This is a genomic window from Nonomuraea recticatena (assembly GCF_039533245.1).
In the GTDB taxonomy this organism is placed as follows: domain Bacteria; phylum Actinomycetota; class Actinomycetes; order Streptosporangiales; family Streptosporangiaceae; genus Nonomuraea; species Nonomuraea roseola.
The window spans coordinates 507,527-533,223 of record NZ_BAAATE010000001.1 but is presented as its reverse complement, the minus strand read 5'-3'; the positions used below and the strand labels follow the sequence as shown (position 1 = coordinate 533,223).

22 protein-coding genes are annotated in these 25,697 nt (G+C 70.8%); 8 read left to right on the top strand and 14 right to left on the bottom strand.

What is annotated here, in order from left to right:
- The 3 genes from ABFX50_RS02420 to ABFX50_RS02410 all read right to left on the bottom strand — a co-directional run bounded on the left by ABFX50_RS02420 (position 1) and on the right by ABFX50_RS02410 (position 4,558).
- On the bottom strand, positions 1–453 hold the full coding sequence (locus ABFX50_RS02420) for a nuclear transport factor 2 family protein (protein ID WP_346142827.1): 453 nt from the start codon (positions 451–453) through the stop codon (positions 1–3).
- Positions 454–519: 66 nt separating this feature from the next.
- Positions 520–2,598, bottom strand: coding sequence for a beta-propeller domain-containing protein (locus ABFX50_RS02415; RefSeq protein ID WP_346142825.1), 2,079 nt, complete (start codon positions 2,596–2,598; stop codon positions 520–522).
- 31 nt (positions 2,599–2,629) lie between these two features.
- The gene (locus ABFX50_RS02410) at positions 2,630–4,558 is read right to left on the bottom strand and encodes a protein kinase domain-containing protein (protein ID WP_346142823.1); all 1,929 of its coding nucleotides are present in this window, start codon (positions 4,556–4,558) and stop codon (positions 2,630–2,632) included.
- 55 nt (positions 4,559–4,613) lie between these two features.
- On the opposite strand from ABFX50_RS02410, the gene ABFX50_RS02405 reads away from it, so the two are divergent.
- The 3 genes from ABFX50_RS02405 to ABFX50_RS02395 are packed head-to-tail and all read left to right on the top strand — an operon-like array spanning position 4,614 to position 8,628.
- Positions 4,614–6,134 carry a succinic semialdehyde dehydrogenase gene (locus tag ABFX50_RS02405; RefSeq protein ID WP_346142822.1) on the top strand — a complete coding sequence of 507 codons (1,521 nt, stop codon included), beginning with the start codon at positions 4,614–4,616 and terminating at the stop codon, positions 6,132–6,134.
- Positions 6,131–7,777, top strand: a complete 1,647-nt coding sequence (locus tag ABFX50_RS02400; RefSeq protein ID WP_346142820.1) for an FAD-dependent oxidoreductase — start codon at positions 6,131–6,133, stop codon at positions 7,775–7,777. Before ABFX50_RS02405 ends, ABFX50_RS02400 begins: the two co-directional genes overlap by 4 nt.
- Positions 7,774–8,628, top strand: a complete 855-nt coding sequence (locus ABFX50_RS02395; RefSeq protein ID WP_346142818.1) for a PLP-dependent cysteine synthase family protein — start codon at positions 7,774–7,776, stop codon at positions 8,626–8,628. Before ABFX50_RS02400 ends, ABFX50_RS02395 begins: the two co-directional genes overlap by 4 nt.
- Positions 8,629–8,695: 67 nt before the next feature.
- On the opposite strand, the gene ABFX50_RS02390 is transcribed toward ABFX50_RS02395, so the two are convergent.
- Genes ABFX50_RS02390 through ABFX50_RS02380 form a run of 3 tightly spaced genes read right to left on the bottom strand, consistent with a single transcriptional unit; the run spans position 8,696 to position 11,366 of the window.
- A complete protein-coding gene (locus ABFX50_RS02390) occupies positions 8,696–9,433 on the bottom strand; it encodes an N-acetyltransferase (RefSeq protein ID WP_346142816.1) in 738 nt (245 codons plus the stop codon).
- Between the two features lie 4 nt (positions 9,434–9,437).
- Positions 9,438–10,136 carry an alpha/beta fold hydrolase gene (locus ABFX50_RS02385; protein WP_346142814.1) on the bottom strand — a complete coding sequence of 233 codons (699 nt, stop codon included), beginning with the start codon at positions 10,134–10,136 and terminating at the stop codon, positions 9,438–9,440.
- A complete protein-coding gene (locus ABFX50_RS02380; RefSeq protein ID WP_346142812.1) occupies positions 10,137–11,366 on the bottom strand; it encodes an MFS transporter in 1,230 nt (409 codons plus the stop codon).
- Between the two features lie 92 nt (positions 11,367–11,458).
- Between ABFX50_RS02380 and ABFX50_RS02375 the strand changes: the two genes are divergently transcribed.
- Together ABFX50_RS02375 and ABFX50_RS02370 are read left to right on the top strand one after the other, a co-directional pair.
- A complete protein-coding gene (locus tag ABFX50_RS02375; RefSeq protein WP_346142811.1) occupies positions 11,459–12,436 on the top strand; it encodes a LacI family DNA-binding transcriptional regulator in 978 nt (325 codons plus the stop codon).
- Positions 12,433–13,929 carry a DUF885 family protein gene (locus ABFX50_RS02370; RefSeq protein ID WP_346142810.1) on the top strand — a complete coding sequence of 499 codons (1,497 nt, stop codon included), beginning with the start codon at positions 12,433–12,435 and terminating at the stop codon, positions 13,927–13,929. Before ABFX50_RS02375 ends, ABFX50_RS02370 begins: the two co-directional genes overlap by 4 nt.
- On the opposite strand, the gene ABFX50_RS02365 is transcribed toward ABFX50_RS02370, so the two are convergent.
- Positions 13,926–14,648 carry an SDR family NAD(P)-dependent oxidoreductase gene (locus tag ABFX50_RS02365; protein WP_346142808.1) on the bottom strand — a complete coding sequence of 241 codons (723 nt, stop codon included), beginning with the start codon at positions 14,646–14,648 and terminating at the stop codon, positions 13,926–13,928. The genes ABFX50_RS02370 and ABFX50_RS02365 overlap by 4 nt on opposite strands.
- A gap of 68 nt (positions 14,649–14,716) precedes the next feature.
- Here ABFX50_RS02365 and ABFX50_RS02360 point away from each other — a divergent pair, with 68 nt between their 5' ends.
- Together ABFX50_RS02360 and guaA are read left to right on the top strand one after the other, a co-directional pair.
- Entirely contained in the window at positions 14,717–15,556 is an 840-nt protein-coding gene (locus tag ABFX50_RS02360) for an SDR family NAD(P)-dependent oxidoreductase (protein WP_346142806.1), read from the top strand.
- A 51-nt stretch (positions 15,557–15,607) separates the two neighbouring features.
- Entirely contained in the window at positions 15,608–17,158 is a 1,551-nt protein-coding gene (gene guaA, locus ABFX50_RS02355; protein ID WP_379504739.1) for a glutamine-hydrolyzing GMP synthase, read from the top strand.
- A gap of 73 nt (positions 17,159–17,231) precedes the next feature.
- Here the strand turns inward: guaA and ABFX50_RS02350 are convergent, their stop codons facing one another.
- The 5 genes from ABFX50_RS02350 to ABFX50_RS02330 all read right to left on the bottom strand — a co-directional run bounded on the left by ABFX50_RS02350 (position 17,232) and on the right by ABFX50_RS02330 (position 21,954).
- Positions 17,232–17,768: a hypothetical protein gene (locus ABFX50_RS02350; protein WP_346142802.1), complete on the bottom strand. Its 537-nt coding sequence runs from the start codon at positions 17,766–17,768 to the stop codon at positions 17,232–17,234.
- A gap of 69 nt (positions 17,769–17,837) precedes the next feature.
- Positions 17,838–18,563, bottom strand: a complete 726-nt coding sequence (locus tag ABFX50_RS02345) for a helix-turn-helix transcriptional regulator (RefSeq protein ID WP_346142801.1) — start codon at positions 18,561–18,563, stop codon at positions 17,838–17,840.
- A gap of 118 nt (positions 18,564–18,681) precedes the next feature.
- Positions 18,682–19,860, bottom strand: coding sequence for an acyltransferase family protein (locus ABFX50_RS02340; RefSeq protein WP_346142799.1), 1,179 nt, complete (start codon positions 19,858–19,860; stop codon positions 18,682–18,684).
- A gap of 10 nt (positions 19,861–19,870) precedes the next feature.
- The gene (locus tag ABFX50_RS02335) at positions 19,871–21,250 is read right to left on the bottom strand and encodes a hypothetical protein (RefSeq protein WP_346142797.1); all 1,380 of its coding nucleotides are present in this window, start codon (positions 21,248–21,250) and stop codon (positions 19,871–19,873) included.
- A gap of 20 nt (positions 21,251–21,270) precedes the next feature.
- Positions 21,271–21,954, bottom strand: a complete 684-nt coding sequence (locus tag ABFX50_RS02330; RefSeq protein WP_346142795.1) for a polysaccharide deacetylase family protein — start codon at positions 21,952–21,954, stop codon at positions 21,271–21,273.
- 153 nt (positions 21,955–22,107) lie between these two features.
- On the opposite strand from ABFX50_RS02330, the gene ABFX50_RS02325 reads away from it, so the two are divergent.
- On the top strand, positions 22,108–22,710 hold the full coding sequence (locus ABFX50_RS02325) for an acyltransferase (protein WP_346142793.1): 603 nt from the start codon (positions 22,108–22,110) through the stop codon (positions 22,708–22,710).
- 2 nt (positions 22,711–22,712) lie between these two features.
- On the opposite strand, the gene ABFX50_RS02320 is transcribed toward ABFX50_RS02325, so the two are convergent.
- A complete protein-coding gene (locus tag ABFX50_RS02320) occupies positions 22,713–23,996 on the bottom strand; it encodes a nucleotide sugar dehydrogenase (protein WP_346142791.1) in 1,284 nt (427 codons plus the stop codon).
- Positions 23,993–25,576 carry a glycosyltransferase family 2 protein gene (locus tag ABFX50_RS02315; protein ID WP_346142789.1) on the bottom strand — a complete coding sequence of 528 codons (1,584 nt, stop codon included), beginning with the start codon at positions 25,574–25,576 and terminating at the stop codon, positions 23,993–23,995. Before ABFX50_RS02315 ends, ABFX50_RS02320 begins: the two co-directional genes overlap by 4 nt.
- Positions 25,577–25,697 lie beyond the last annotated feature (121 nt).

The window sequence follows — 25,697 nt, the reverse complement described above, 5'->3', positions numbered from 1 at the left end:
TCACGCGTACTGCAGGTCCGCCTTGACGATCTTGCCGTTCGCCCAGGTGAAGTCGTAGTGGGCGCGCCAGCCGTCCGAACCGCCCGGCGCCCACCGCACCAGTAGCCTCTGACCGTCCTGGCGTTCCTGTGCGATCGACAGCACCGTGAGCCTGCCGCCGATGACCTCGTTCGAGGCCCACTCCCTGATGGCCGCGCGGCCGCGGATGCTGCGCGACACGTCCACGATCTGCGCGTCCTCGGCGAAGGAGGCCACGAGCGCGTCGAGGTCGCCGCCGTTGACCGCGTCGACGTAGGCCATGGCCTCCCGCCCGACACCCTGGACGGCCTGCGCAGAGGCGGCGGCGCTCGGCGTGGTCGCGCTTCCCGCGCTCTCCCGCGCGCTGGAGCAGCCGGTGAGAAGCAGCAGCGAGCCGAGGACGAGCGCGCCGAGCCCGGTGGGGAAAGAGGTCATGGACAGCATCATGGGAAGCGCGCCCCGATGCTGTCCAAGACCTGCTGCCATAACCCCTGGTTATGATCAGCTGAGCGGGATCCAGGACTGCTCGTCCAGCGTGTTCAGGTCGTTGACCTTGATGCCCGCCTGCGAGAGCGTCCACAGCGAGTCGCCGATCACCATCGAGCGCTGGATGCCGGGCTGGAAGCTGTGGTCGCCCTCCTTGATCTTCGGGTGCGTGATGGTGCCGACCTTGGTGACCTCGGTGTCGGAGATCTTCAGCACCATCGCCCCCGAGTCGGTCTGGTTCTCGCGGTAGCTGCTCACCGGGATGACGGCGGCGCCGGTCTTGGGCCAGTACAGGAACGCGTGCGGGTCCCATTCGGCCTCGGAGCCCGAGTCCTTCTGGAACAGCTGCGACAGCCTCCGGGGCGCGGCCGGGTCGCTGACGTCGAACAGCGAGACCTGGGTGCCGAGCGTCCTGCCCTTCTCGCTGGCCTCCTGCCCGAGCCCGATGAGACGGCCGTCGCCGGCGGGGTGGAGGTAGGCCGAGTACCCGGTGATCTTGAGCTCGCCCGTGACCTTGGGGGCGGCAGGGTCGCGCAGATCGAGGGTGTAGAGGGGGTCCACCTGCCTGAAGGTCACGACGTAGCCGACAGGGCCGATGAAGCGGACGGAGTAGATGCGCTCGTCCTTGCCGAGGCCGCCGACCTCGCCGAGCCTGGCCAGGGTGTCGGCGCGCAGCACGTAGACGGCGCTCGAGCTGGTCTTCTGGTCGGCCAGGGTGGTGGCGATGCGCAGGTTGCCCTCGTGCTCCGACATCGAGTACTGGTTCAGCAGCCTGCCGGGCACCTTGCCAGAGGCGACGTACTTCGGCGCGCCGGGCCGGCTGATGTCGAAGCGGTGGACCTCGGTCTCCTCCGGCGGGATGACGGGGGAGCTGGAGGGCGCCACCGGCTCCGTGGGCGGGACGGCGGGCGAGGGGTCGGACGAGGTCGGCTCCTCGGCGGGCGCCAGGCCGGAGCCCGAGGAGGTGCCGGAGGTGCCGGAGGTGGAGGTGGAGGCGGGAGGGGCCGAGGCGGTCGCCGAGGGCGCGGGCTCCACGGGGGTGTCCATCACCGGGGGGTCGACGGGGACGGGGAACCACCAGCGGGGGTTGCTGGTCACGTACAGGCTGGATCCGGTGCCGTAGACGGTGTCGCCGTCGGCCGCGACGCTGATCGGGTTGGCCGCCGAGGCAGCCAGGTCCTGCGTCAGGTCGATCGAGTGGACGGTCAGCAGCGACGTGCCCGTGTAGTTCTCCGGGTGACTCACCCGCTCGCACGGCACCGTTTCCTCGCGGGACGGGCCCGCCGCGCCGGTGATCGTGAACTTCGGCAGCCACGCGGTGAGGGGGGCTCGCCGGACGACGTCCTGGTTGACCTTCAGCCGCTCGGCGCTCGACACGTCCTCGCGAGCCTGGGGGAAGACGATGTCGGGCTGGCTGCGCACGACCAGCCGTACCGTCGAGCCCACCAGGCGGGCGTCCACGTGCATGCCGTTCGGCTCGATGGTGCCGAGCAGCTTGGGCTGCTCGGCGGAGAGGTCCACGAGCGCGTACTGCGGGCCGCCCTGGGGCGCGAAGGCGCGCTTGGCGACCGCGCCGAAGGGGATGCCGCCGCCGTTGAACAGCACCAGCGCCCGGTCGCCCGACACCAGGAGGTCGCCCGCGACCCACTTCTCCTTGGCCAGTTCGAGCGTGCCCGTGACCTTCCTGGTCGCGGCGTCGATGACCCGCAGCTTGCCGTTGCTGACCGTGATGACCCTCTTGCCGTCGGTCTTGACCAGGTCGGGCTCGTCGACGCCCTGCTCGTGCACGTTCGTCGTCGAGTGCTCGGCCGCGCCCGCGTTGTCCCGCGACGCGTCGGGCACGGCCTTGCCCGCCATGTCCGCGCGCTCCATGTACATGATCTGGGGGCCGCCGAGCCCCCACTCCGTGACGCTCTTGGCGGTGTTCTCGCGCAACCCGGAGAGCATGTCGTCGCAGCCGTTGTAGGAGACCAGCTTCACGTCGCTCAGGTCGAGCGGAGCGGCCGCCGGTGGCGCGGTGACGGATGAGGAGCAGGCGGCGGTCGCCGTCGCGAGGGCCGCGGCGGTCAGTGCCGTCCGGATCAACGTCTTCATGCTCCCTACACGCGTGCCCGCTCCGAACGGTTCACGGGGTTCTCGTGAAGGTCGGGCTGTATCCGACGCCGTCGGGGATGTCGACCAGCGTGCGGATCTCCTTTCCCGTGAAGTCGATGACCTCGATCCTGTCCTTGGCGGCGTTGTCGAGCTCCCAGCAGTAGAGGTGGGTCTCGTCGTACCAGCCGAGGAGCTTGTCGCAGGAGGTGGAGATCATGCGCAGCCGCTCGCCCGTGCGGCTGTCCCACACGCACAGCTCGCCGTCGGGGCACTCCGTGGCGAAGCTCGCGCCCGAGGGGGAGAAGATGTCCAGGGTCCCGGCCGGCAGGTCGCCGATGTCGCGCACGTCGCGCAGCCTCCTGCCCGAGGCGTCGAAGAACCTGAGGTCCGAGCCGTACTGGTTGACCACGCCCTCGCCGCGGCCGTCCCAGCCGAAGGAGTTCTCCGTGGTGCCAGGGACGTCGGCCATGGCGAGCTTGCCCGTGGCCACGTCGACGATGGCGAAGCCAGGGTAGAGCCACTCGTCGCCCTTGGAGCGCTCGATGTTGAGCAGGATCTTGGAGCCGTCGTTCGACCACGCCCGGATGCTGCTGATCAGCGGCTCCTTCACGGTCTTGACGGTCGTCTTCCTGCCGGTCCGCTTGTCGGTGATGAAGATGGCGTCGTACTTGTCGGAGGTGTAGTCCTTGCCGCGCTCGGCGAGCAGGCGCCCGTCGGGGGAGAGCAGGGTCTCCCAGTTGTCCTCGTAGCGGGAGAAGCTTCCGGTCAGCCCCTTCCTGGCGTAGTTCACCCACTCCTTGGCCTTCTTGTCGTAGACCTCGTAGCTGGTGAGCCTGATCGGGTCGCCAGGTCGCTCGTAGACGGTGGCCTGCGTGCCGAGCAGCCGCTGCCTGGACGGGCTGGCCGTGGGGCTGGGCGTGATCCGGGCGCTCTTCGTGGGGGAGGGCGTGCGCTCACCGGTCCGTACGGTCGGCGAGTCCGCCGCGAGGTCGACCAGGCGCCCCCACGGCACCACCACGGCGGCCACCACGACCAGCAGCGCGGCGGCCCCCGCGGACAGCCCGACCACCAGCCCCGTCCTCTTCCGCCGCGGCGGCGGGTGGATCGTGGAGCGGAACTCGGGGGCATGGAACGGCCCCTGCGGCGCTCCGTGATGGCCGGGCTGCTGCCGCAGCAGCCGCATGATGGCCTGCTCGGCCGTGGGACGCAGCGAGGGATCCTTCGACAGGCACGCGTGCACCACCTCGCGCAGCGGCTCGTCGAGCTCCGAGACGTCGGGCGGCGCGTTCAGCACCCTGTTGATCACCGCGGGCATCGTGTCGCTGCCGAAAGGGGGACGCCCCGAGGCCGCGTAGGCGATCGTGCACGCCCAGGTGAACATGTCGGCGGCAGGGCCCACCTGATGCCCGAGCAACTGCTCGGGAGCCATGAACGACGGCGTGCCCACGGGCGAGGAGGTGATCGTCGACGTGGCGTTCAGCGCCCTGGCGATGCCGAAGTCGATCACTCGGGGGCCGTCGGGCGCGATGATCACGTTGGCCGGCTTGAAGTCGCGGTGCACGATCCCCGCCTGGTGGATCGCGGCCAGGGCGGTGGCGGTCGCGATGGCCAGGCGGTGCAGCGCGGGCCCGGAGCGCGGGCCCTGCTCCTGGACGACCCGCTGCAGGGTGGGGCCCTCGATGTACTCGCTGACGATGTAGGGCCTGTCGAGCTCGGAGCCCGTCGCCAGCACCTGCGCCGTGCAGAAGGCGGCCACCCGCCTGGCCACCTCGACCTCGCGAAGGAACCGCTCGGTGCTGACGGCGTCGCCTGGACGCAGCCACTTGATCGCCACGTGGGCGCCCGCCGGGTCGGTGGCGAGGTAGACGACGCCCTGGCCGCCCTCGCCCAGCCTGCCCACGAGCGAGTAACCGCCGAGCCGTGCGGGGTCTCCTGATCTGAGCGGATTGAAGGGCGCCATGACCGAATTCTCCAGGGCCGCGATAACGGTTGAGCCACCGAATATTCTTCGAGGTATGCCGCACAGCCTGAGCCACGTCGTCTCCAGCGGGAGAACCCAGGAGATCATCGATCCCTTCACCGGCGAATCCATGGCCGCGATGCCGGTCTCCACGGCCGACGACGTGCGCGCTGCGCACGAGCGGGCGCGCGCCGCGCAGGAGGCGTGGGCCGCGCTGCCCGCCGCCGAGCGCGCCAGGCCGTTCCTGCGCCTGCACGACGCGATCCTCGACCGGCGCGCGGAGATCCTCGACATCGTCCAGCGCGAGACGGGCAAGGCCCGCAGGCACGCCTTCGAGGAAGTGCTCGACGTCGCGGGCTGCGCGCTCTACTACGCCCGCCGCGCCGCCGGGCTGCTGGCGCCCAAGGCGCGCAAGGGCATCTTCCCCGTGGCCACGAGGGTCGTCGAGCTGCGCCACCCCAAGGGCGTGGTCGCGCTGATCTCGCCGTGGAACTACCCGCTCTCGCTGGGCGTGAGCGACGTCGTGCCCGCGCTGCTGGCGGGCAACGCGGTCGTCCACAAGCCCGACACCCAGACCTCCCAGTCCACGCTGTGGACCATCGACCTGCTGGTCGAGCTCGGGATGCCGCGCGAGATCTGGCAGGTCGTGCTCGGCGAGCCCGCCGACATCAGCGACGCGCTCATGGACGGCGCCGACTACGTCGCCTTCACCGGCTCCACCAAGGCCGGACGCAAGATCGCAGAGGAGGCGGCCAAGCGGCTCATCGGCTGCTCGCTCGAGCTCGGCGGCAAGAACCCGATGATCGTGCTGGACGACGCCGACCTCGACGTGGCCGCCCAGGGCGCCATCCGCGCCTGCTTCACCAACGCGGGCCAGCTGTGCATCTCCATCGAACGGCTCTACGTGCACGAGTCGATCTTCGACGCCTTCGCCGACCGCCTGGTGCGCCAGGTCGAGGCGATGAAGCTCGGCGCCGGGCGCGACTGGTCGGTCCAGATGGGCTCGCTGACCTCGAAGCGTCAACTCGACGGCGTCGTCGCGCACGTCACCGAGGCGGTGGACAAGGGCGCGAAGGTGCTGACGGGCGGCAGGGCCCGTCCCGACCTCGGCCCGCTGTTCTACGAGCCGACCGTGCTGACCGGCGTCACCGACGACATGGCGCTGTGCCGCAACGAGACCTTCGGCCCCGTGGTCAGCCTCTACCCCTACTCCACGGAGGAGGAGGTCGTCGCGCTGGCCAACGACACCATCTACGGGCTCAACGCCTCGGTGTGGACGGGTGACCCGGCGCGGGGCCGGGCGCTCGCCGCGCGCGTCAAGGCGGGCACCGTCAACATCAACGAGGGGTACGGCGCGGCCTACGCCTCCTACGACGCGCCCATGGGCGGCATGAAGGCCTCGGGCCTCGGCCGCAGGCACGGCGTCGAGGGCCTGCTCAAGTTCACCGAGGTGCAGAACATCGCCACCCAGGCGTCATGGTTGGGTTTCGACCCGCCGATGGGCATGCCGTACGAGAAGTACGCCGACGTGCTGGCGGGGCTGCTCAAGACGATGAAGAAGCTGCGGCTCAAGTGAGCTTCGACGTCCTGGTCGTCGGCTCGGGCTTCGGCGGAAGCGTCTCCGCCCTGCGGCTGGCGGAGAAGGGGTACAGGGTCGGCGTCCTGGAGGCAGGCCGCAGGTTCGACGAGTCGACGCTGCCGAAGACGTCGTGGCGGGCGCGCGACTTCCTGTGGGCGCCGTGGCTCGGGCTCAAGGGCATCCAGCGCATCCACGTGCTGGGCGGCCCGAAGGGCACCAGGGTCATGGTGCTGGCGGGAGCGGGCGTGGGCGGCGGATCGCTCGTCTACGCCAACACGCTCTACGAGCCGCTCGAGCCGTTCTTCCTCGATCCGCAGTGGGCGCGCATCACCGACTGGAAGGCCGAGCTCGCGCCCTACTACGACCAGGCCAGACGCATGCTCGGCGTGGTCGTGAACCCGACGCTGACCCGGGCGGACGAGGTCATGAAGAAGGTCGCCGCGCGCATGGGCGTCGCCGGCACCTTCAGGCCCGCGCCCGTCGGCGTCTACTTCGGCAAGGGCGGCGAGGACCCGTACTTCGGCGGGGCGGGCCCGCTGCGCGACGGCTGCGTCGAGTGCGGCGAGTGCATGACGGGCTGCCGCCACAACGCCAAGAACATGCTGACGAAGAACTACCTCCACCTCGCCGAGCGGGCGGGGGCGAAGGTCTATCCCGAGTGCACGGTCGTCTCGGTCAGGCCCGACGGCGACGGCTACCTGGTCACGGCGCACCGCACGGGGGCGCCGTGGCGGCGCCGTACGTTCAGGGCCGGGCAGGTGGTCTTCGCGGCGGGCACGTACGGCACCCAGCGCCTGCTGCACCGGCTGAAGGCGACCACCCTGCCCGGCCTCTCGCCGCGGTTGGGCGCGATGACCCGCACCAACTCCGAGGCGCTGCTCGGCTTCGAGCGGCTCTCCGCCGAAGGGGACAAGCTCAACCACGGCGTCGCGATCACCTCCTCGATCCACCCCGACGCGCGGACCCACATCGAGCCCGTCCGCTACGGCGACGGCTCCAACGCCATGGGCCTGCTGCGCACGCTGCTGGTCGACGGCGACGGCTCGCGCCTGCGCGGCTTCGCCCGCCAGGTGGCCCGCGACCCGCTGACCGCGCTGCGCCTGCTGAACCTGCGCCGCTGGTCGGAGCGGACGCTCATCGCCCTGGTCATGCAGGCCAACGGTGACGCCATCACCACCAGGAGATCGCTGCTCGGCCTGCGCAGCGAGGGCGGGACGAACCCGACCTGGATCCCCGCGGGCCACCAGGCCGTACGGCACGCGGCCGAGGAGATCGGCGGAGTGCCCGGAGGGTCGTGGCTCGACCTGTTCGACACCCCCGCCACCGCGCACTTCCTCGGCGGCTGCGCCATCGGCGACTCCCCTGACAGCGGCGTCATCGACCCCTACCACCGGATGTACGGCTACGACGGCCTGCACGTCGTGGACGGCTCGGCGGTCTCGGCCAACCTCGGCGTCAACCCCTCGCTCACCATCACCGCGCTGGCCGAGCGGGCGATGTCGTTCTGGCCGAACGCGGGCGAGCCCGACCCCAGGCCCGCCCCCGGCTCGCCGTACGTGACGCTCTCGCCGGTCGCGCCGGTACGGCCGGCCGTTCCCGAGGCGGCTCCAGGGGCGCTCAGGCTGAAGGTGCTGTCATGAGCTGGAAGGCATGGGCGCTGGCCCTGCTGGAGGAGCAGGAGGAGCCGACCCCGCTGGTGGAGTTCCCCGGGGGCGGGCCCGTCACGGTGCTGATGAAGGACGAGTCGGCCCATCCCACCGGCACCATGCGTCACAGGCACGCCAGGGCACTGTTCCGCCAGGCGATCGCCGAAGGGCTGGTCACCGAGGGGACGACCGTGGTCGAGGCGACAGGAGGCAACGCCGCGGTGGCGCAGGCGTGGTTCGCCAGGCGGCTCGGCCTGCCGTACGTCGTGGTGATGCCGGGGCAGCGCAGTGAGGAGCGGGCGCGCAGGGTGGAGGAGCTGGGCGGGGAGTGCAGGTTCGTCACGCCGCCGCTGGCGATCTACGAGGCGGCGCGCGAGATCGAGGGGCACTTCCTCGACCAGTTCGGCCGCGCGGCCGAGCACGATCTCGCCGACGAGCTGCTGGCGCAGGTCGAGCCCGACTGGGTCGTGGTCGGCGCGAACACCGGCGCCACCTCGGCCACGCTCGGCAGGCGCACCAGGGTGGCCGTGGCCGACCCCGAGAACTCCGCGTACTTCCCCGGCTGGACCCTCGACGCCGCCGACTACGCGACGGGGATGCCCTCGCGGATCGAGGGGATCGGCAGGCCGCGGGTCGAGCCGGGCTTCAGGGGCGAGCTGGTCGACAGGGTGATCCCGGTGCCCGACGAGGAGAGCAGGGCGGCGGCGCGCACGATCGCCGAGGTGACGGGGCATCCGGTGGGCGACGCCTCGGGCACCGCTCTGGTCGCGGGGCTCAGGCTGGCCGAGCGCATGAAGGGCGGGCTGATCGTGACCGTGATCGGCGGAATACCCGCGAGCCGGTGAATGCCGTAGCACGGCCCCCGTCGATCTCACGCTGCCGAGCGAGGCGGCCCGCGGATCCTCGAGCAGATCACAGAGGGTGGCTGACCCACACGTTCGGCTCCACGTAGACGGCGTGGTCCTGGTCGACGTCGCAGTGGACGGCCACCAGGGCGCCGGGCACCTCCACCTGGCCTGAGACGTCGAAGGGCAGGCCGGTCCACTGCCGCCACTCGGCCAGCGTGCCCGGCACCACCATCGACCTCGGCGCCACCTTGATGATCTTCCCTCCCGCCCGCACGTGCACCCGCAACCATGCGTCGTACGGCAGGCCGTCGTCGCGCGTCCTGAAGGCGTACTCCGCCATCGGGACGCGCGGCTCCAGATGCTTCTGATTCGGGCGCACGGGCGCGAGCAGCTCGCTGAAGCCGAGTCTCGCGGCGTTGTCCCGCATCGCGGCGAGCATCCTGCCCGACATCCCGCCGCCCAGCAGGTCGGTCCTGATGGTGATGTCGAGCGCCGAGATCGCGGTGGAGCGGGCGCCCCTCCTGCGGGTGTCCGCGCCCCACCGCACCACCGCGTCCCATCCGTCGTCGGGCAGCTCTCCTTCGGGCCGTTCGAAGGGGATGGAGAACGCCCTGGCCACGAGGGCCCCCTCCTCGTCCACCGCCACCACCAGGTACTCGGCGAAGTCGGTGGTGAGGGAGCGGTTGAAGTAGAGCCCGGCGATGGGGTCGTTGAGCATGAACTCCGGCCACGAGTGGGGCATCTGCCACAGGGAATCTGCCAGGTCGGGCCGCTCGGCCAGGGTGGTGATGCGGATCGTCATAGGTCTAGATATATCCGTCGAGTCCGCTCAGGAAGTCGTCGAACAGGTGGCGGTGGATGGTGTGCTCGGCGCCCTTCACGATCCGCACCTCGAAGCCCCGCTCCCGCAACTCCTCGGCGAAGGCGGGCGCGACGAGGAAGCTCGGGTCCGCGATCTGCACCAGAGACGGAACCACGGGCGCGGGCGTGAAGTCGATCCCGACCACCTTGCCCAGGGCGAGCGCGGTCCGCGGGTCCCAGCCCTTGAGCATCTCCACCTCGACCGCCACCTCCTCGGCGGAGAAGCCCGGGTGCATGGCCGCGATCTGCTCGGCCGTCCAGTCCTTGGCCGCCGCGAAGCCGTCGGTCACCGCCACGCCGCCCTCCAGCACGGGCATCCTGAAGGCGGGGTCGGAGTAGACGGCCTTGTCCGGCAGGAGCCTGTCGACGGCGGCCGCCAGCGTCAGGCCGCCGAGGGAGTGGCCGATCGCCAGCGCGGGCGCGGACGGCACCGATTCGAGCACCGACGAGGCCATGAGCTCCACCGGGTAGCTCTCCGCCCTGGGCGAGGCGCCGTGTCCTGGCAGGTCGACGGCGATCACCCGGTAGCCGCGCTCGGCGAGCGCGGGCCCGACCCGCCACCAGCACTCCGAGCTGGCCATGATGCCGTGGATCAGCACCGCGACCCGCTCGCCTGTGCCCCATTCGCGCGTGTGCAGCTGCATTTACCTGACTCCCTTGACCGGCAGGACGGCGACCGCCCCTATGAGTGAGATGACCATGGCCACGAGCCAGAGCGAGGAGTACCCGCCGAGCCCGATGATGGCCGAGGCGATGAACGGGGCGATCATCTGTGGCCCCGCGTTCGCGATGTTGAGGATGCCCATGTCGCGGGCGGCGTCGTCCTTGCTGGGCAGGACGAGGGTCACGATGGCGATGTCCACGGCCCCGTAGGCGCCGAAGGCCGCGCCGTGGATGGCGCTGTAGATCAGCATCGAGGTCCAGCTCGGCCACAGCAGCGGCAGCGCCATCGACACGGCGGTGACGACGCCCGCGACGGTGACGAAGAGCTTGCGCCTGTCGAGCCGGTCCGACAGCGGACCGCACACCACGGTCGCCAGCACGGCGCAGATCGTCGAGACCAGTGTCGCGGTGGCGACGGCCTGTGGCGCCTCGTCCTTCGGGATGCCGATGTGGTCCTGGAAGATGAAGAGCATGAACATCAGGACCATGAAGTAGCCGAGCACCATCAGGCTGCGCCCGATGAAGACCCACAGGAAGTCGCGGTGCCCCAGCGCGGACAGGAAGTCGGCGATCGACCGCTTGGGCTTGACCGCCACCTCGTACTCGCCGGGGCGGGGGTCGTGGGTGAGGGAGACCACCAGGAGGGCGCCGAGCACGACCGCCGAGCCGTACACCAGGTAGCCGAGCGAGACGTCGCCGACGAAGAAGACGGCGACCTGGGTGCCGAAGACGATGCCGACGGAGGTGGCGACGCCGAGGACGGCGGAGGCGGTGCCCCTGCGCTGCTCGGGGACGCGGTCGGGGATGATCGCGGTGAGCGCGGCCTGGTAGAGGTTCATCATGGCCTGCGCCAGTGACCAGCCGAGCAGGATCATCGGGACGGTCGAGACCTGGCTCATCAGCAGCATCGTGGCCAGCGCGGCGATCGCGCCGCCGAGGATCCAGGGGTTGCGCCTGCCCCAGCGTGAGCGGGTGGTCCGGTCGGAGAGCGTGCCGCCGATCGGGTTGAAGACGGTCGCGAAGACGGCGCTGACCCCGGCGACCAGGCCCACGTTGGCGACCTTGTTGGCGGGGTCGATGTCGGCGATCTGAGTCTGCACGAGCAGGCCGCCGACGCCCATGTAGAGCGCGTACATGACGGCGTTGCTCGCGCCGAGGACGGTGAGCAGCTTCGGCATGCCGTCCCGGCGGACGCCAGTGGTGGGGACCATGGCGACTCCTGACTTGATGGGGGGTGGTTATACGTATAAGCACTGGATAGCATCGAGTGACCGCAGCTGACAAGAGGAATGTTCTGGATGTGATGAGCGGCAACAGGCCCGCCACGAGCATGGACGTCGCCCGAGCGGCGGGCGTCTCCCAGGCCACCGTCTCCTACGTGCTCAACGACCGGCCGGGCAGCCGGATCAGCGAGGAGACCAGGTCACGCGTCCGCGACGCGGCCGAACGGCTCGGGTACGTCCCGCACGCGGGAGCGCGCACGCTGCGCACGGGCAGCAGCGGCGTGGTGCTGGTCGCCGTGCCGGACATCCCGCAGGGGCCGCTGGCCACCGGCCTGCTGGAGGAGCTCGACAAGGAGCTGGGCGGGCGCGGCTACACCATGGTCCAGTACGGCGCCCGCCGCACGAAGGGCGTCGCGGCGGCCAAGGCCTGGGCCGAGCTCAGACCCACCGCCGTGGTGGCCGACGCCAGCAGGCTGACCAGGGCGGGCATCGAGGTGCTCAGGTCGGCGGGGGTCAAGGCGATCATCGGCATGGGACACGCGCCGGTGGACGACGTCCCTTCGCTGCTCACCGACCACGAGGGGGTGGGCGCGCTGGCCGTACGGCATCTGGCGGAGCGGGGCCGCGACCCGGTCGTGGCGGTGGTGCCCCGCGAGGAGGGCCTCAGGGAGATGGGGCTGGCCAGGCTACGCGGAGCGCGGTCGGCCGGCGTCCCCGTCACGGCGGTCGACCTGGCCTTCGACGAGGCCGAGGCGGCTGCCTTCGTGGCGGGCCTGAAGGGCGGCGAGGGCGTGTTCGCCTACAACGACGAGTACGCGATGCTGCTGCTGGCCGCTCTCCACGACGCGGGGCTGCGCGTGCCGGGCGACGTGGCGGTGATCGGCTGCGACGACCTGCCCCTCGCCCGGCTGACCCGGCCGAGGCTGAGCACGGTCAGGCCCGATCTGTCGGCGGCGCCTGCCAGGATGGCCACGCTGATCGACCGGCTCGTTCGCGGCATGGCCTGCGGCGACGTAGACGTCTGGACACTCCAGCTCATCGAAAGGGACTCCACATGACCGACCTCGACGCCAGGCTGCGGGCCGTGCTCGACCTCAACCAGGCCGACGCGAGAGAGAGCGGCGGCAGGCACGAGTACGACGGCACCGTCCAGGACCTCTCGCCCGAGGGCGTGGCCGCGGCTCTCGCGCGGGTCGGCGAGGGCCCCGCGCCCGCCGACCCCTACGACGCCGCTCACCTGGAGGTCTTCGAGGGCGCGGCGAAGGTCGTGTTCGGCGAACTCCAGCTGCACAGGCGCAACCCGCTCTTCCACCTGTCCAACCTCGACCTGGCCTGCTACGACCGCGACTACGCGCCCGCGCCCGAGCGCGAGGCGGCCAGGACGGCGCACCTGGCGCGGTGGCCCGTGGCGGTCGAGCACGCGATCAGCTCGCTCGACGCCGTGGCGGCGCCCGTCGCCACCTCGCTGCTCGGCGCGGTGAAGGGTCTGGCCGCGGCCGTCTCCGACGACGACGCGCTGACGGGCCACGCGCGGCTGGTCGCGCACGTCGAGCGGGCCGCCGCGGTCGGCGACCCCGACGCGGCGCTCGGCGGCGAGGCGCTGGCCAGGCTGATGGGCGCCGCGGAGGGGCTGCCCGTCGATCTCGGCAGGCTCGCCGAGCGCGCCGACGCCGAGCGCGACCGCCTCCACTCGCTGCTGGCGCAGGCGTGCGCGAAGCTGGGTGAGGAGCGCAGGCCGCCGCTCGGGGTGGCCCGCGAGCTGGTCAAGCGCCACCCCGACGCCGACGGCGTCATCGAGGCGGCCAGGGTCGGCACGGAGAAGGCCATCGCGTTCGCCCGCGAGAAGGACCTCGTGCCCTACCACGACGGCGAGTGCCTGGTCGGGCTGGCGCCCGAGTCGCGGCGCTGGGGCATGGCGATGATGGCGTGGAACGCGCCCGGCGAGCCCGAGGGTCCCTCCTGGTACTACATCACCCCGCCGGACTCCTCCTGGCCCGCTCCCGAGCAGGAGGAGTGGCTCGAGGTCTTCAGCGACACCACGCTGCCCGCCATCAACGTGCACGAGGTGGCTCCCGGGCACTTCTCCCACGGCCGCGCGCTGCGTCACGTGAGCACCGACGTCAGGCGGCTGCTGCTGTCGATGTCGTTCGTCGAGGGCTGGGCCCACTACGGCGAGGAGCTGTGCGTCGAGGAGGGCTTCGAGGCCCACGACCCGCGCTTCGAGATCGGCGTGTGGCTCGAGGCGCTGATCAGGGTCACCAGGCTGGCCTGCGCGATCGGCGTGCACACCGGGCAGATGACGGTCGAGGAGGGCGCGCGCCGCTTCGAGAGCGACACCCATCTGGCGGGGCCCGCGGCGCTGTCCGAGGCGCGCAGGGCCACCTTCGACCCCACCTACGGCCGTTACACCTGGGGCAAGCTGCTCATCCAGGACCTGCGCGAGGAGGCGCGCTCGCAGTGGGGAGCGGGATTCTCCCTGCTCCGCTTCCACCAGGCGATGCTCGACCTCGGCTCGCCGCCGCTCGGCCTGCTCTCCCGCGCGCTGGGCTAGCGGTCGACGGCGGTGGCGCCGCCGTCGACCACCAGGTGGGTGCCGGTGATGAAGGAGGCCTCCTCGCTCATCAGGAAGCGCACCGCTGCGGCCACCTCCTCCGGCCTGCCGAGCCTGTTGGTCAGGGCCCTGCCCTTGAACGTCTCGACGAGCCCCCCTGCCGCCCCGGCGAGCAGGGGAGTGTCGATGTATCCGGGGCAGACCGCGTTCACCCTGATCGGGGCGAGCTCGTGCGCCATCGACCTGGTCAGGCCGAGCAGCCCCGCCTTCGAGGCGCAGTAGGCGGGGATGAACGCCTGTCCCACCAGGCCTTCGATCGAGGAGATCCCGACGATCGCGGCCGCCTCCACCTCGCGCAGCCGGGGGAGCAGCGCCTTGGTCAGCAGCGCCTGGGCGCGCAGGTTGACGTCGAGCACGAAGTCCCACGCCTGTTCGGTGAGGTCGGACACGGCCGTCGGGTGGGCGACGCCCGCCGCGTGGACGAGCCCGCCGATCGGGCCGAGCGCGTCGCGGGTGGCCGCGATCGCCTGGTCGAAGGCGGAGGAGTCGGTGACGTCGACCCGAAGCCCGAGGGCCGTGGAGGCCGCCTCGTCGGCGACCTTCCCTGCCGCGGGGCCGTCGAGATCCCAGATCGCCACCGGACGGCCGGCCTCCGCCAGCGCGAGCGCGCACGCCCTGCCGATGCCCGAGGCGCCGCCGGTAACGATTACCGCGCTCATTCGTGTCCTTTCCACGCGACGCGGATCACGCTAACGTCAGATTCAAGCGAGCGCTAGGGAGGGGCGGGGTGCGAGAGCTCTCCGGCAGGATCGCGGTGGTGACGGGCGCGGCGAGTGGCATCGGCAGGGCGCTGGCGGTGCGGTTCGCCGCGGAGGGCATGTCGTTGATGCTCGCCGACGTCGATCCGCGCGGCCTGTCCCAGACGGCCGCGATGATCTCGGGGGTCAAGGTGCTCACCCAGATCACCGACGTCTCCGACGCGCCCGCCGTCCAGCATCTGGCCAACAGGGCCTTCGGCGAACTCGGCGCGGTGCACGTGCTGTGCAACAACGCGGGGGTCTTCCAGGGCGGCAGGATCTGGACCCGCACGGAGGAGGACGTCGCCTGGCTGCTCGGCGTCAACCTCTGGGGCGTGCTGCACGGCATCCGCGAGTTCGTGCCGCGCATGATCGAGCAGGGCACCGAGGGGCACATCGTCAACACCGTCTCGGTGGCGGGGCTGTTCGCGGGCGCCAACACCGGCGGTCACGCGGTCACCAAGTACGCCGCCCTCGCCGCCTCGCAGTCCCTCGCCCTCGACCTGGCGCAGATCGGCTCCAAGCTGCGCGTCACCGCGCTGTGCCCGGGAGGGGTCCGCACCGGCATCAGCCGCTCCGAGCGCGTCAGGCCTGCCGACCTGGTCGTGGCCCGCACCCGCGACGACCTCACCTCCCAGGAGTGGCTCGACGGGATGCTGGAGAAGGGCATGGAGCCAGCCGAGGTGGCCGACGCCACCGTCGAGGCCATCAGGCAGGAGCACTTCCTCGTCCTCACCCATCCCGGCTACGACGACTGCCTGCGCGAGCAGACGACGGCCCTGCTGGCGGGCCTGCTTCCCGAGCCGCCCGACGGCGAGCCTCGCCCCTAGCGGTCCGGATACACTGGGAGCACCGCATTCACCTGCTTGGGGGTTTTCTCGGTGTCTGAATTCGACACAGTGCTCGTGGTCGACTTCGGTGCGCAATACGCACAGCTCATCGCCAGGCGAGTGCGCGAGTGCCACGTCTACTCCGAGATCGTCCCCTCGACGATGCCGGTCGAGGAGATGCTGGCCAAGAAGCCGAAGGCGATCATCCTGTCCGGCGGCCCCTCCTCCGTCTACGCCGAGGGCGCGCCGGCCGTTCCTGTCGGCCTGTTCGAGACCGGGGTGCCGACCTTCGGCATCTGCTACGGCTTCCAGGCCATGGCCCAGACTCTGGGCGGCGAGGTGGCCCGCACCGGCATCGCCGAGTACGGCGGCACCGAGCTGCGCGTCGGCATGGAGGGTGTGCTCTTCTCGGGTCTGCCCGCCAAGCAGACCGTCTGGATGTCCCACGGCGACAGCGTCGCCGCGGCGCCCGAGGGCTTCACCGTCACCGCCGCCACCGACGAGACGCCCGTGGCCGCCTTCGAACACCCGGGCAAGGGCCTGTACGGCGTGCAGTTCCACCCCGAGGTGCTCCACTCCGACCACGGCCAGGCCGTGCTGAAGCACTTCCTCGACGCGGCGGGCTGCCGTCCCTCGTGGACGATGCTCAACATCGTCGAGGACGCCGTGGCCGCCGTCCAGCAGCAGATCGGCCCCGAGGGCCGCGCCATCTGCGCGCTGTCGGGAGGCGTCGACTCGGCGGTGGCCGCCGCGATCGTCCAGCGCGCCATCGGCGACCGGCTGACCTGCGTCTTCGTCGACCACGGCCTGTTGCGCAAGGGCGAGGCGGAGCAGGTCGAGCGCGACTTCGTCGCCGTCACGGGGGTCAAGCTCCGCGTCGTCGACGCCGCCGACCGCTTCCTCAAGGCGCTCGACGGGGTCACCGACCCCGAGGAGAAGCGCAAGATCATCGGTCGCGAGTTCATCCGCGTCTTCGAGGACGAGCAGCGCGCCATCATGTCCGAGGGCCCCGTCGACTTCCTCGTCCAGGGCACCCTCTACCCCGACGTGGTCGAGTCGGGCGGCGGCACGGGCACCGCCAACATCAAGTCGCACCACAACGTCGGCGGCCTGCCGGAGGACCTGCAGTTCTCGCTGGTCGAGCCGCTGCGCACGCTGTTCAAGGACGAGGTGCGCAGGGCGGGCGAGGAGCTCGGCCTGCCGGCGGCGATGGTCTGGCGTCAGCCGTTCCCCGGGCCGGGGCTCGGCATCCGCATCATCGGCTCGGTCACCCAGGACCGCCTCGACATCCTGCGCGAGGCCGACGCCATCGCTCGTGAGGAGCTGTCCAGGGCGGGGCTCGACCGCGAGATCTGGCAGTGCCCCGTGGTGCTGCTGGCCGACGTCCGCTCGGTGGGCGTCCAGGGCGACGGCCGCACCTACGGTCACCCGGTGGTGCTGCGCCCGGTGACCTCGGAGGACGCGATGACGGCGGACTGGGCGCGGGTGCCCTACGACGTGCTGTCGCGCATCTCGACCCGCATCACCAACGAGGTGCGAGAGGTCAACAGGGTGGTGGTCGACGTGACCAGCAAGCCGCCCGGCACGATCGAGTGGGAGTAGCGGTCACGAAAGGGGAGAGCCGCGGAATCGCCTTCCGCGGCTCTCCCCTTTCGCGTCTCTGCAGGCCGCCCGCCTAGGCCGTCCCCGCCGCCACGTTGCGCCAGCCGAAGGTGACGGCCCCGGCCAGGAGCACGGCGCCGGACAGCACGCCGCTGACGATCGGCACCCACGACACGGCGGCCGTCGACGCGAGCACGAGACCGACGCCGCCGAGCAGCGTGAGAACCACCCCGGGTACGGCGATGCCCCAGTCCTTCCAGATCGGCGCCAACGCGATGAAGTGCACGCCGACCACGAACGCCACCCAGGCCACGTTGGTCTGCTCAGGACGTTCCCAGGCGGCCAGCACCTGGATCCCGCCGAAGAGCAGGATCGCTTCGGCGGCGACGACGATCAGGTAACCGCGGCTGAACATGTTCCGCCGCGAGCCCGCGGCGGGCCGCTCCTTCCTGGCGATGACCATCCACATGGCGAGCACGCCGGCGGCCGCCAGGCAGGCGGCCACCCGCAGGAGGTTCACGGTCACGGTGTTCAGCGGGCTCTGCGCGTTGACGACGACGAACACCGCGCCGAAGACCGCGCCGACCAGCAATCCAGTCATTCGTTGCATGGCCTCATTGAAGTCCGCGCCGGCTCGCGGCCGCATGGGGGCTGGGGCTAGGCCGAGGTAGGCCTGGCACTACCTCGCCGTGCCGCGCAGGTAGGCCAGCACCGCCAGCACCCGCCGGTTGTCGTCCTCGGTGGCGGGAAGTTCGAGCTTGGCGAACACGCTGGCCACGTGCTTTCCGACGGCCGCCTCGGTGATCGACAGGGAGCGGGCCACGGCGCTGTTGGAGCGCCCTTCGGCGATGAGGGCGAGCACCTCGCGCTCGCGAGGGGTCAGCCGGTGCGCCTGCTCGGTGACCTCTCTGCCCTTGGCCCAGGTCTGCTCGAACAGGTCGATGAGGGTGGCGATCAGACTCTGCTGCCTGATCACCAGGGCGCCGGGCGAGTAGGCGACGGGGGTGATGCGGAGGAAGGCCACCGCGCGGTCGAAGATGAGCAGTTGCTGGACCGGCTCGTCGACGACCCTGTGCAGGTCACCGGCGGCGTGCAGCTCCCTGATCCGAGCCGCTTTGCGGGGGTCGTCCAACACGCTCGCGTGGATGATCGTGCGCATCTGCATGCCCTGCTGCAGGGCGTCGAGCACGCTGCGCCTGCTCTGCTGCTCCTGGCGGCCCTTCTCGGGCGAGCCCACCGGGTGCATGGCCCGCAGCTCTCGGGCCGTGCGGGCGGCCTGGGCGATCTGCTGCCGGACGAGCTCGCTGTCCTCCAGGCGCTCGACGTCGACGGGGATGCCGCGTAGCTCGCCCACCACCTCCTCCAGCCGATGGGCAAGCTGGGCCAACGACACGCTCTCGTCCACACGCCTCCTTCGCCGACCGCGCCCGCCGCACCGGCGGCGGGATCATGCGTGCCCATTCTGACCTGTCTGATTCGTCCCCCGACGGCGGCAGCGGCCCTGATCGACGCTCACCGACTGGTCACGACGACACAGTGCGTGTGTCGCGCGGTCGGGAGAGCTCTCCGACGCCACCCGCTGACCTGCTGACCAGCCGCCTGCCGTACCGCTGGGCGGGTAGTTCGACGAAGCGGTAGGTGAGCCAGCTCGCGCCGAGGATCAGCGCGAACAGCGTGAGGGCGAGGGCGAGCTGGACGGGCCACGGCAGCAGCCTGGTGTCGCCGAGCACCAGCAGCGCCAGCTTGAGCAGCGGCACGTGCACGAGGTAGACCGAGTAGCTGACCAGGCCGAGCCAGGCGAGCACGCGCGGCAGGGCTCGCTCGCGCAGGGCGAAGAAGAGCGCGAACGTGGCCGCGGCCAGCCCCATCGTGGCCAGGTTCGTGAGGCCGTTGAAGGTCACCGGCTTGAGGAACGGCACCACCACGATCAGCGTCGCCACCCCCGCCACCGGCCACAGGCCCGAGCTCTGGCCGTGCTGCCAGCGGTAGATCGCGGTCCCGGTGAACATCACCGAGAGGATCATCGCGCCCTGCCAGGTCTCCCTGCTGCCGATCCAGATGAGCGCGACGGCCAGGACGGCCAGCGCCACCCCGCCTGCCGTACGCAGGGAGCGGGAGCCGTACAGGACGCAGCCGAGGCCGGCCGCGACCACGGCCAGCACCACCAGGGGCGCCCACGGGCCGTCGAGCAGGTGGCTCTCGCGCGGCATCGTGAAGGCGACCAGGCTCGCCAGCGCCGCGAACGCCAGCGCGAACAGTCCGCTGCGCCGGTGCACCCCGGCCACGAACAGGCCCGTGACCAGCAGGTAGAAGACCATCTCGTAGGAGAGCGTCCACATCGGCTCGACCAGTCCCGCCGAGCCCGTGACCTCCATGAGCATCGTGAGATGGGCGAAGAAGTCGGCGTCGCCGCGCAACGGCAGCAGCGGCGCCAGCGCCAGCGTGATCACGATGACCAGCAGGTAGAGCGGGTACAGGCGGAACAGCCTGCTGATCCAGAACGCCTTCACCTCGCCCCTGCGCTCCAGCGAGGCGGGGATGATGTAGCCGCTGACGAGGAAGAACACCAGGACCCCGTAGATCCCGAGGTTCATCCAGCGGGGCCGCAGCCCGTCGAGGAAGTGGTAGTTGAGGTGCTCGACGAGGACGGCCGTCGCGCCCACGCCACGAAGGGCGTCGAGCCACGCCAGCCGTCTTGTCATTCCGCGGAGTTTACCCGCGTCCCGCGCGCCAGAAGCGGACGAGCAGGGGAAGCATGAGGAAGCCGATGAAGATGGGTGAGGCCATGTAACGGAAGTCCTGGGCGGAGATGTTGGCGAGGACCGCCGTCTGCTGGCCGATCATCGCGGCCGCGATCCCGAACACCCACCGGTTGCCCCGCAGCCAGGCCGCGACCGCCAGCGCCAGGTAGGAGGCGTAGCACCAGATCGGCCCCCGCCACACCAGCCAGTCGAGGTCGGGCTCGTAGGAGGCCCACAGCCACCGGGTGGCGAGGTCGTTGAGCGGCGCCGACAGCGGGCTCAGGTTGAAGCTCTCCAGCTCGGGGTGGCGTTCGATCGCGTAGGGGCCGACGTACTCCCACGTGAACCACCGGTGTGAGAAGTGGTAGGTCTCGCCGCCCTCCGACCACCGGTCGGCTCCCGGACGCCAGGCGATCGCCCCTCTGCACAGCCGCGTCTTGATCACCTGGTCGGGCGCCTCCATCAGGATGCGCTGCCACAGCGCCATCACCTGCGGGGCCAGCTCGTCGGAGCGCCGCCAGTCGAAGTCCTCGCGCCAGATCAGTGGGTTGATCGTGTTGCAGTTGGCCCCCCTCCACCAGCGCTCCAGGGGGGCGATCTCGGCCATCAGCGCCACGTCCTGCGTGGTGAACAGGTCCGTGCGCTCCTTCCACGCGACCGCGATGTCGCCGTAGGCGGTGTGGTAGACGAACGTGCGCGACGGCGGCACGATGCCCACCTGCGGAAGGACCAGGTGGGTCAGCAGCACGGGCACGCCGACCGCGACCAGGCCTGTCGCGGACAGCCGCGCCCTCGCGCCCTTCCCGATGACCAGCAGCACCACGACCATGATCGCCACCACCAGGAACCCGTTGGCCCTGAACAGCCCGGCGCCCAGCATGGCCGCGCCGAGGCCGACCAGAGTCGCTCTGGTCGGCCCTCTGTCCTTGGCGATGCGCGCGGTGACGGCGGTGATGGCGATGACGCAGGCGGTGAACGGCACGTCCTTCCAGAACGTCACCGCGAACGCCCCGAACGGCGGCGCGAAGGGCAGCAGCACGGCGGCGATCGTCGTCGGCAGGCGCGGCGCTCCGAGGCGCTTGAGCTCCTGGGCGAGGAAGGCGATGGCCGCGGCCATGGCGGTCGTCTGCAGGAACGTCACGACGCCGACCTCGCCCGTGGCCTTCACACTCAGCCACAACAGCGCGTCGTAGAGGACCGAGTGGTCGCTGACCCACGGCCCTTCGAGGGTGTGGGTCAGGTAGAGCGCGGAGTCGCGGCTGAACAGACCAGGGTAGAAGGCGGCCCACCACAGGAGGAGCACGATCTGGATGAAGAGGAATGTCCTCGCCGTGGAACGTTCGACCGTCACACGCGATATTGTCCAGGGATCTACGGGTAAGTCGTGCCAGGGGTGAGCTTACGCCCCTTGAGCAGGGTCGACACCGTCACCAGGTGGTAGCCGCGCTTCTTCAGCTCCTTGATCAGCGAGGGCATCACCTGGACGGTCTGCGGCACCACGTCGTGCATGAGGATGACGCCGTCGCGCTTGGCCAGCCGGAGAACCGCCGACCTGATCTTCTTCTGGTCACGCAGCTTCCAGTCGAGCGTGGTGCCGGTCCACAGCACCTGCGCCATCCCCTCGTCTCCCGCCAGCTCCCGCACCCTGTCGTCGGTGTTCCCGTACGGCGGGCGGAACATCCGGGGCGTCCTGCCGGTGAGCGAGGAGATCGCCTCCTGGGTGGCCCTCAGCTCCTGGGTGATCTCCTCGTCGAAGAGCGTGGGGAGGCTGGGGTGGGACCAGGTGTGGTTGCCGATCTCGTGGCCTTCGCGGGCCATGCGCTTCACGAGCGCGGGCCGCAGCTCCACGTGCTTGCCCATGAGGAAGAAGGTGGCCTTGGCCTTGTTCTTCCCGAGCGTCGACAGGAGCGTTCCAGTGGCAGGGCCTGGGCCGTCGTCGAAGGTGAGGGCCAGGCACTTCACCTTCGCGCAGTCGACCTTGGGGGCGGCCTGCGCGGGGAGCGCCGGCAGCAGCGCCACGATCGCTCCAGCGAGGACGAGTCCACGCACCAACATCCGGCGCCTCCAGCGACGAGGGGAATCACATCTCGTCCATGGTGCCGCATTCCGGACGGCTCCGGGTCGGCGGACGGCTGCCTCGGGGGCGGGCGAGCGAGCTTCGACTAGCCTGAATTCCGGCAAGAACCGGCACGGGAGAAATGGCGACCCATGGACAACAGAATCGCCGCTACCGCCCAGGTGGACGAAAGCGCGCAGATCGGGTCTGGGGTCAGGGTGTGGGATCTCGCCCAGGTGCGAGAGAACGCGCGTCTTGGCGACGGCTGCGTTCTGGGACGGGGCGCTTATGTCGGGCCAGGGGTGCGACTCGGAAACAACGTGAAAATCCAGAATTACGCGCTCGTCTATGAACCGGCCGCGCTGGCCGACGGTGTTTTCGTCGGGCCCGCCGCCGTCCTCACCAATGACCGCAATCCGCGCTCGGTCAGCGCCGACGGCCAGGTGAAGGGCGGCGACGACTGGACGGCCGTCGGCGTCGTCGTCGAGGAGGGCGCGTCGCTGGGAGCGAGGTCCGTCTGCGTGGCGCCGGTGCGGGTGGGCCGCTGGGCCATGGTCGCCGCAGGGGCCGTCGTGACCAGGGACGTGCCCGACTACGCCCTGGTGGCGGGGGTCCCGGCGAAGAGGATCGGCTGGGTGGGCAGGGCGGGCGTCCGCCTGGAGGCCAAGGACGGCGAGGCGGACGTGTGGGTCTGCCCCGAGACGGGGCTGACCTACGTCCGCGACCGCGCCGACCGGCTCAGCGAACGCCCCTGAGACTAGGCGCCGATCACCAGGCGCCGCACTCCCCGCCACCGCTCGGGCGCGGTCACCCGCCGCCCGTCGACCAGCACCCGCACGCCGGGCAGGTCCTCCGCGCCGAGCAGGCGGTACTCCAGGTGGTCGGCCTGCACGATCGCCGCCGTGACGGGCTCGCCCTGCCACGGCTTCAGCCCCATGGCCGCGATCTCCCCGGTGGAGAACAGCGGGTCGGCGACGTACGCCGTGGCCCCCAGCTCCCGTAGCCTCGCCACGGTGGGGAACACGCCGGAGAAGGCGCTCTCCTTCACCCCTCCGCGGTAGGCCACGCCGAGGACGAGCACGTGCGCGCCCGACAGCTCGCCGTAGGCCGCCTCCAGCATGCCGACGACGTAGGCGGGCATCGCGGCGTTGGCCTCCCTCGCGGCGCGCACCACGCTCGCATCGGGGTCGCCCCACAGGTAGATCTGCGGATACACCGGGATGCAGTGCCCCCCGACGGCGATGCCGGGCTGGTGGATCTGGCTGTAGGGCTGGGTGTTGCACGCCTCGATGACGCGCGCCACGTCGATGCCGCGGCGCGCGGCGAACCGCGCGAACTGGTTGGCCAGTGCGATGTTGACGTCCCTGTAGGTGGTCTCGGCCAGCTTGGCCAGCTCGGCGGCCTCCGTGGAGCCGAGATCCCAGACCCCGTTGGGCCTCTTGAGCATGGGACGGGTGTCGAAGTCGAGAGCGGACTCGTAGAAGGCCACCCCGTGCTCGGCCGACCGCTCGCAGATCCCGCCCACGAGCTTGGGATAGCGCCGCAGGTCGGCGAAGACCCTGCCGGTCAGCACCCGCTCGGGGCTGAAGACCAGGTGGAAGTCGAGGCCGGCCGTCAGCCCCGAACCCGACTCCAGCATGGGACCCCATCTGTTCCTGGTGGTGCCGACGGGATGAGTCGTCTCGTAGCTGACCAGCGTGCCGGGGCGCAGGCCCCTTGCGACCGCCTGGGTGGCGGCGTCCATCGACGCGAAGTCGGGCGCGCCCTCGGCGTCCACGTAGAGCGGCACCACCACGACGACCACGTCACTGCCGGCGACGGCCGCCGTCGTGTCGCGGGTGGCGGACAGCAGGCCGCTGTGCACCGCCTCCTTCAGCCTGACGTCCAGGTCCTTCTCGCCGGGGAACGGCTCCTCGCCGGCGTTGACCAGGTCGACGACGCGCTCGTCCACGTCAGCACCGACGACCCGGTGGCCCTTGCCGCAGAACTGCACCGCGAGCGGGAGGCCGATCTTCCCGAGACCGACGACGCACACGTTCATGAGTGCTTCCTTCTCCGCATGCGGCGCAGCGCCCGCCTTACCGCCTTGAGCCGCGACATCCTGCTGACGTAGATCTTCAGATTTCCCTGCGAGTCGTCGCCGAGCGTGATCCGGAAGGCCTTTCCTCCGCGCCACCGGACGACAGAGGTCGACGGCCCTGGAAGCTGCGGAAGGGGGAGCTGGTAGGTCACGTTCGCGACCCTGACGTACAGCCGGGGGACGAAGATTTTCGCGCGGTCGGCCCTGGACTTCGTCAGCGACGCGTACGGGACGTGGACTTTGATCGCGAGGTGGTCGTCGTGCTGCTCGGCGGCGACCGGCTCGGCGAACGGCGGCACGTGGCCCTCGGCGAGCTTGTAGCAGCCGGTGATGTCCTCGTCCTGGCTCCTGCCCTTGCGCACGGGAAGGAAGGCCACACGCACCGAGGACGCGCCGACCAGCGGGAGGCGCCCGGTCAGGATGCCGTCCTCGTCGCGGACGACGTCGTCGATCCGCAGGAGCCCCGCCGCGCTGCCCGGCAGCGCGAAGTGGTGATTCGGCAGGGTGCCGAATCCGGGCAGCGCCTCGTAGACGCCGTCTCCCGTGACGACCACCGCCGACCCGACGCCGTCCCGCTCGCGGCGGATGAGCTCCCTCAGCTCGTCGGCGAGTCCCACCTGTGCCAGCAGGAGCTTCACCCTGCGCGTGCGGTCGAGCTTGGCGACGATGCCAGGGGTGAGGTAGGCCTCGGCCAGAGCGCCCACGCCCGCGCACACGTCGTCCTGCCGCTCGGGCTCCAGGGTGAGGAAGTCCTGGTCGAGCAGCTTGGACAGCTCCCACGTGAAGTGCCGCCTCAGCACGGTGTCCCTGCCCGTCCCCCGCTCTATCAGCGACGCCGCCGACTTCATGACCTCCGCCGTGCACCGCAGCCTGGTCAGGTGCGGGGTCCTGGAGCCGACGTCGCTCGCGTCGTCCCTGCGCACGGCGTAGTAGTAGTCGTAGTCGGCCAGGACGCTGATCCGCCGGGCCCGGACACAGGCCTCGAGGGTGAACGGCTGGTCGCTCCAGAGCGGCATGTGCTCGGGGAAGCGCAGCCCGTGCCGTTCGACGAGCTCCCTGCGGAACAGCTTGTTGTTGGACAGCGCCCACGCCAGCGGCGAGTCGTCGAGCGTGATCTCCGGCCTGGTGCTCTCGTAGACGGCCCGGCTGACGTTCCTGCCGTTCACCCCGATGGTACGGCCGAGCACCACGTCCGAGTCGTAGGTGTCGGCGGCCGACACCAGCCGCTCGAGCGCCTCGGGGCCGAGGTGGTCGCCGGCTCCGAGGAAGAAGACGTACCTGCCGGTGGCCATGGACAGCGCCCTGTTGCTCGGCTGGGCCTGGCCTCCCGAGTGCTCCTGCGTGAGCACGGTGAACAACCCCGGATACAGCTCGGCGAAGCGTTGGAGCTCCTTGTCGCCGCCGTCGGTGGAGCCGTCGTCCACGGCGACGACCTGCATCCGGTCGGGCCCGATGGTCTGCGAGACGACCGAGTCCAGGCATTCCGTCAGGTACGGCATGGTGTTGTAGACCGCGATGATCACGCTGACGTCCGCTTGCATGTTGCGCTACTCTCCGAAGTTGAATGGTGGCACTTCGTTGCTGATGTGATCTTTTGCCGGCGTCGCGTGGTCGGCGCACGGCCGCGACGCGTCACACCTGACCGGCCACGCGGCCGGCCTG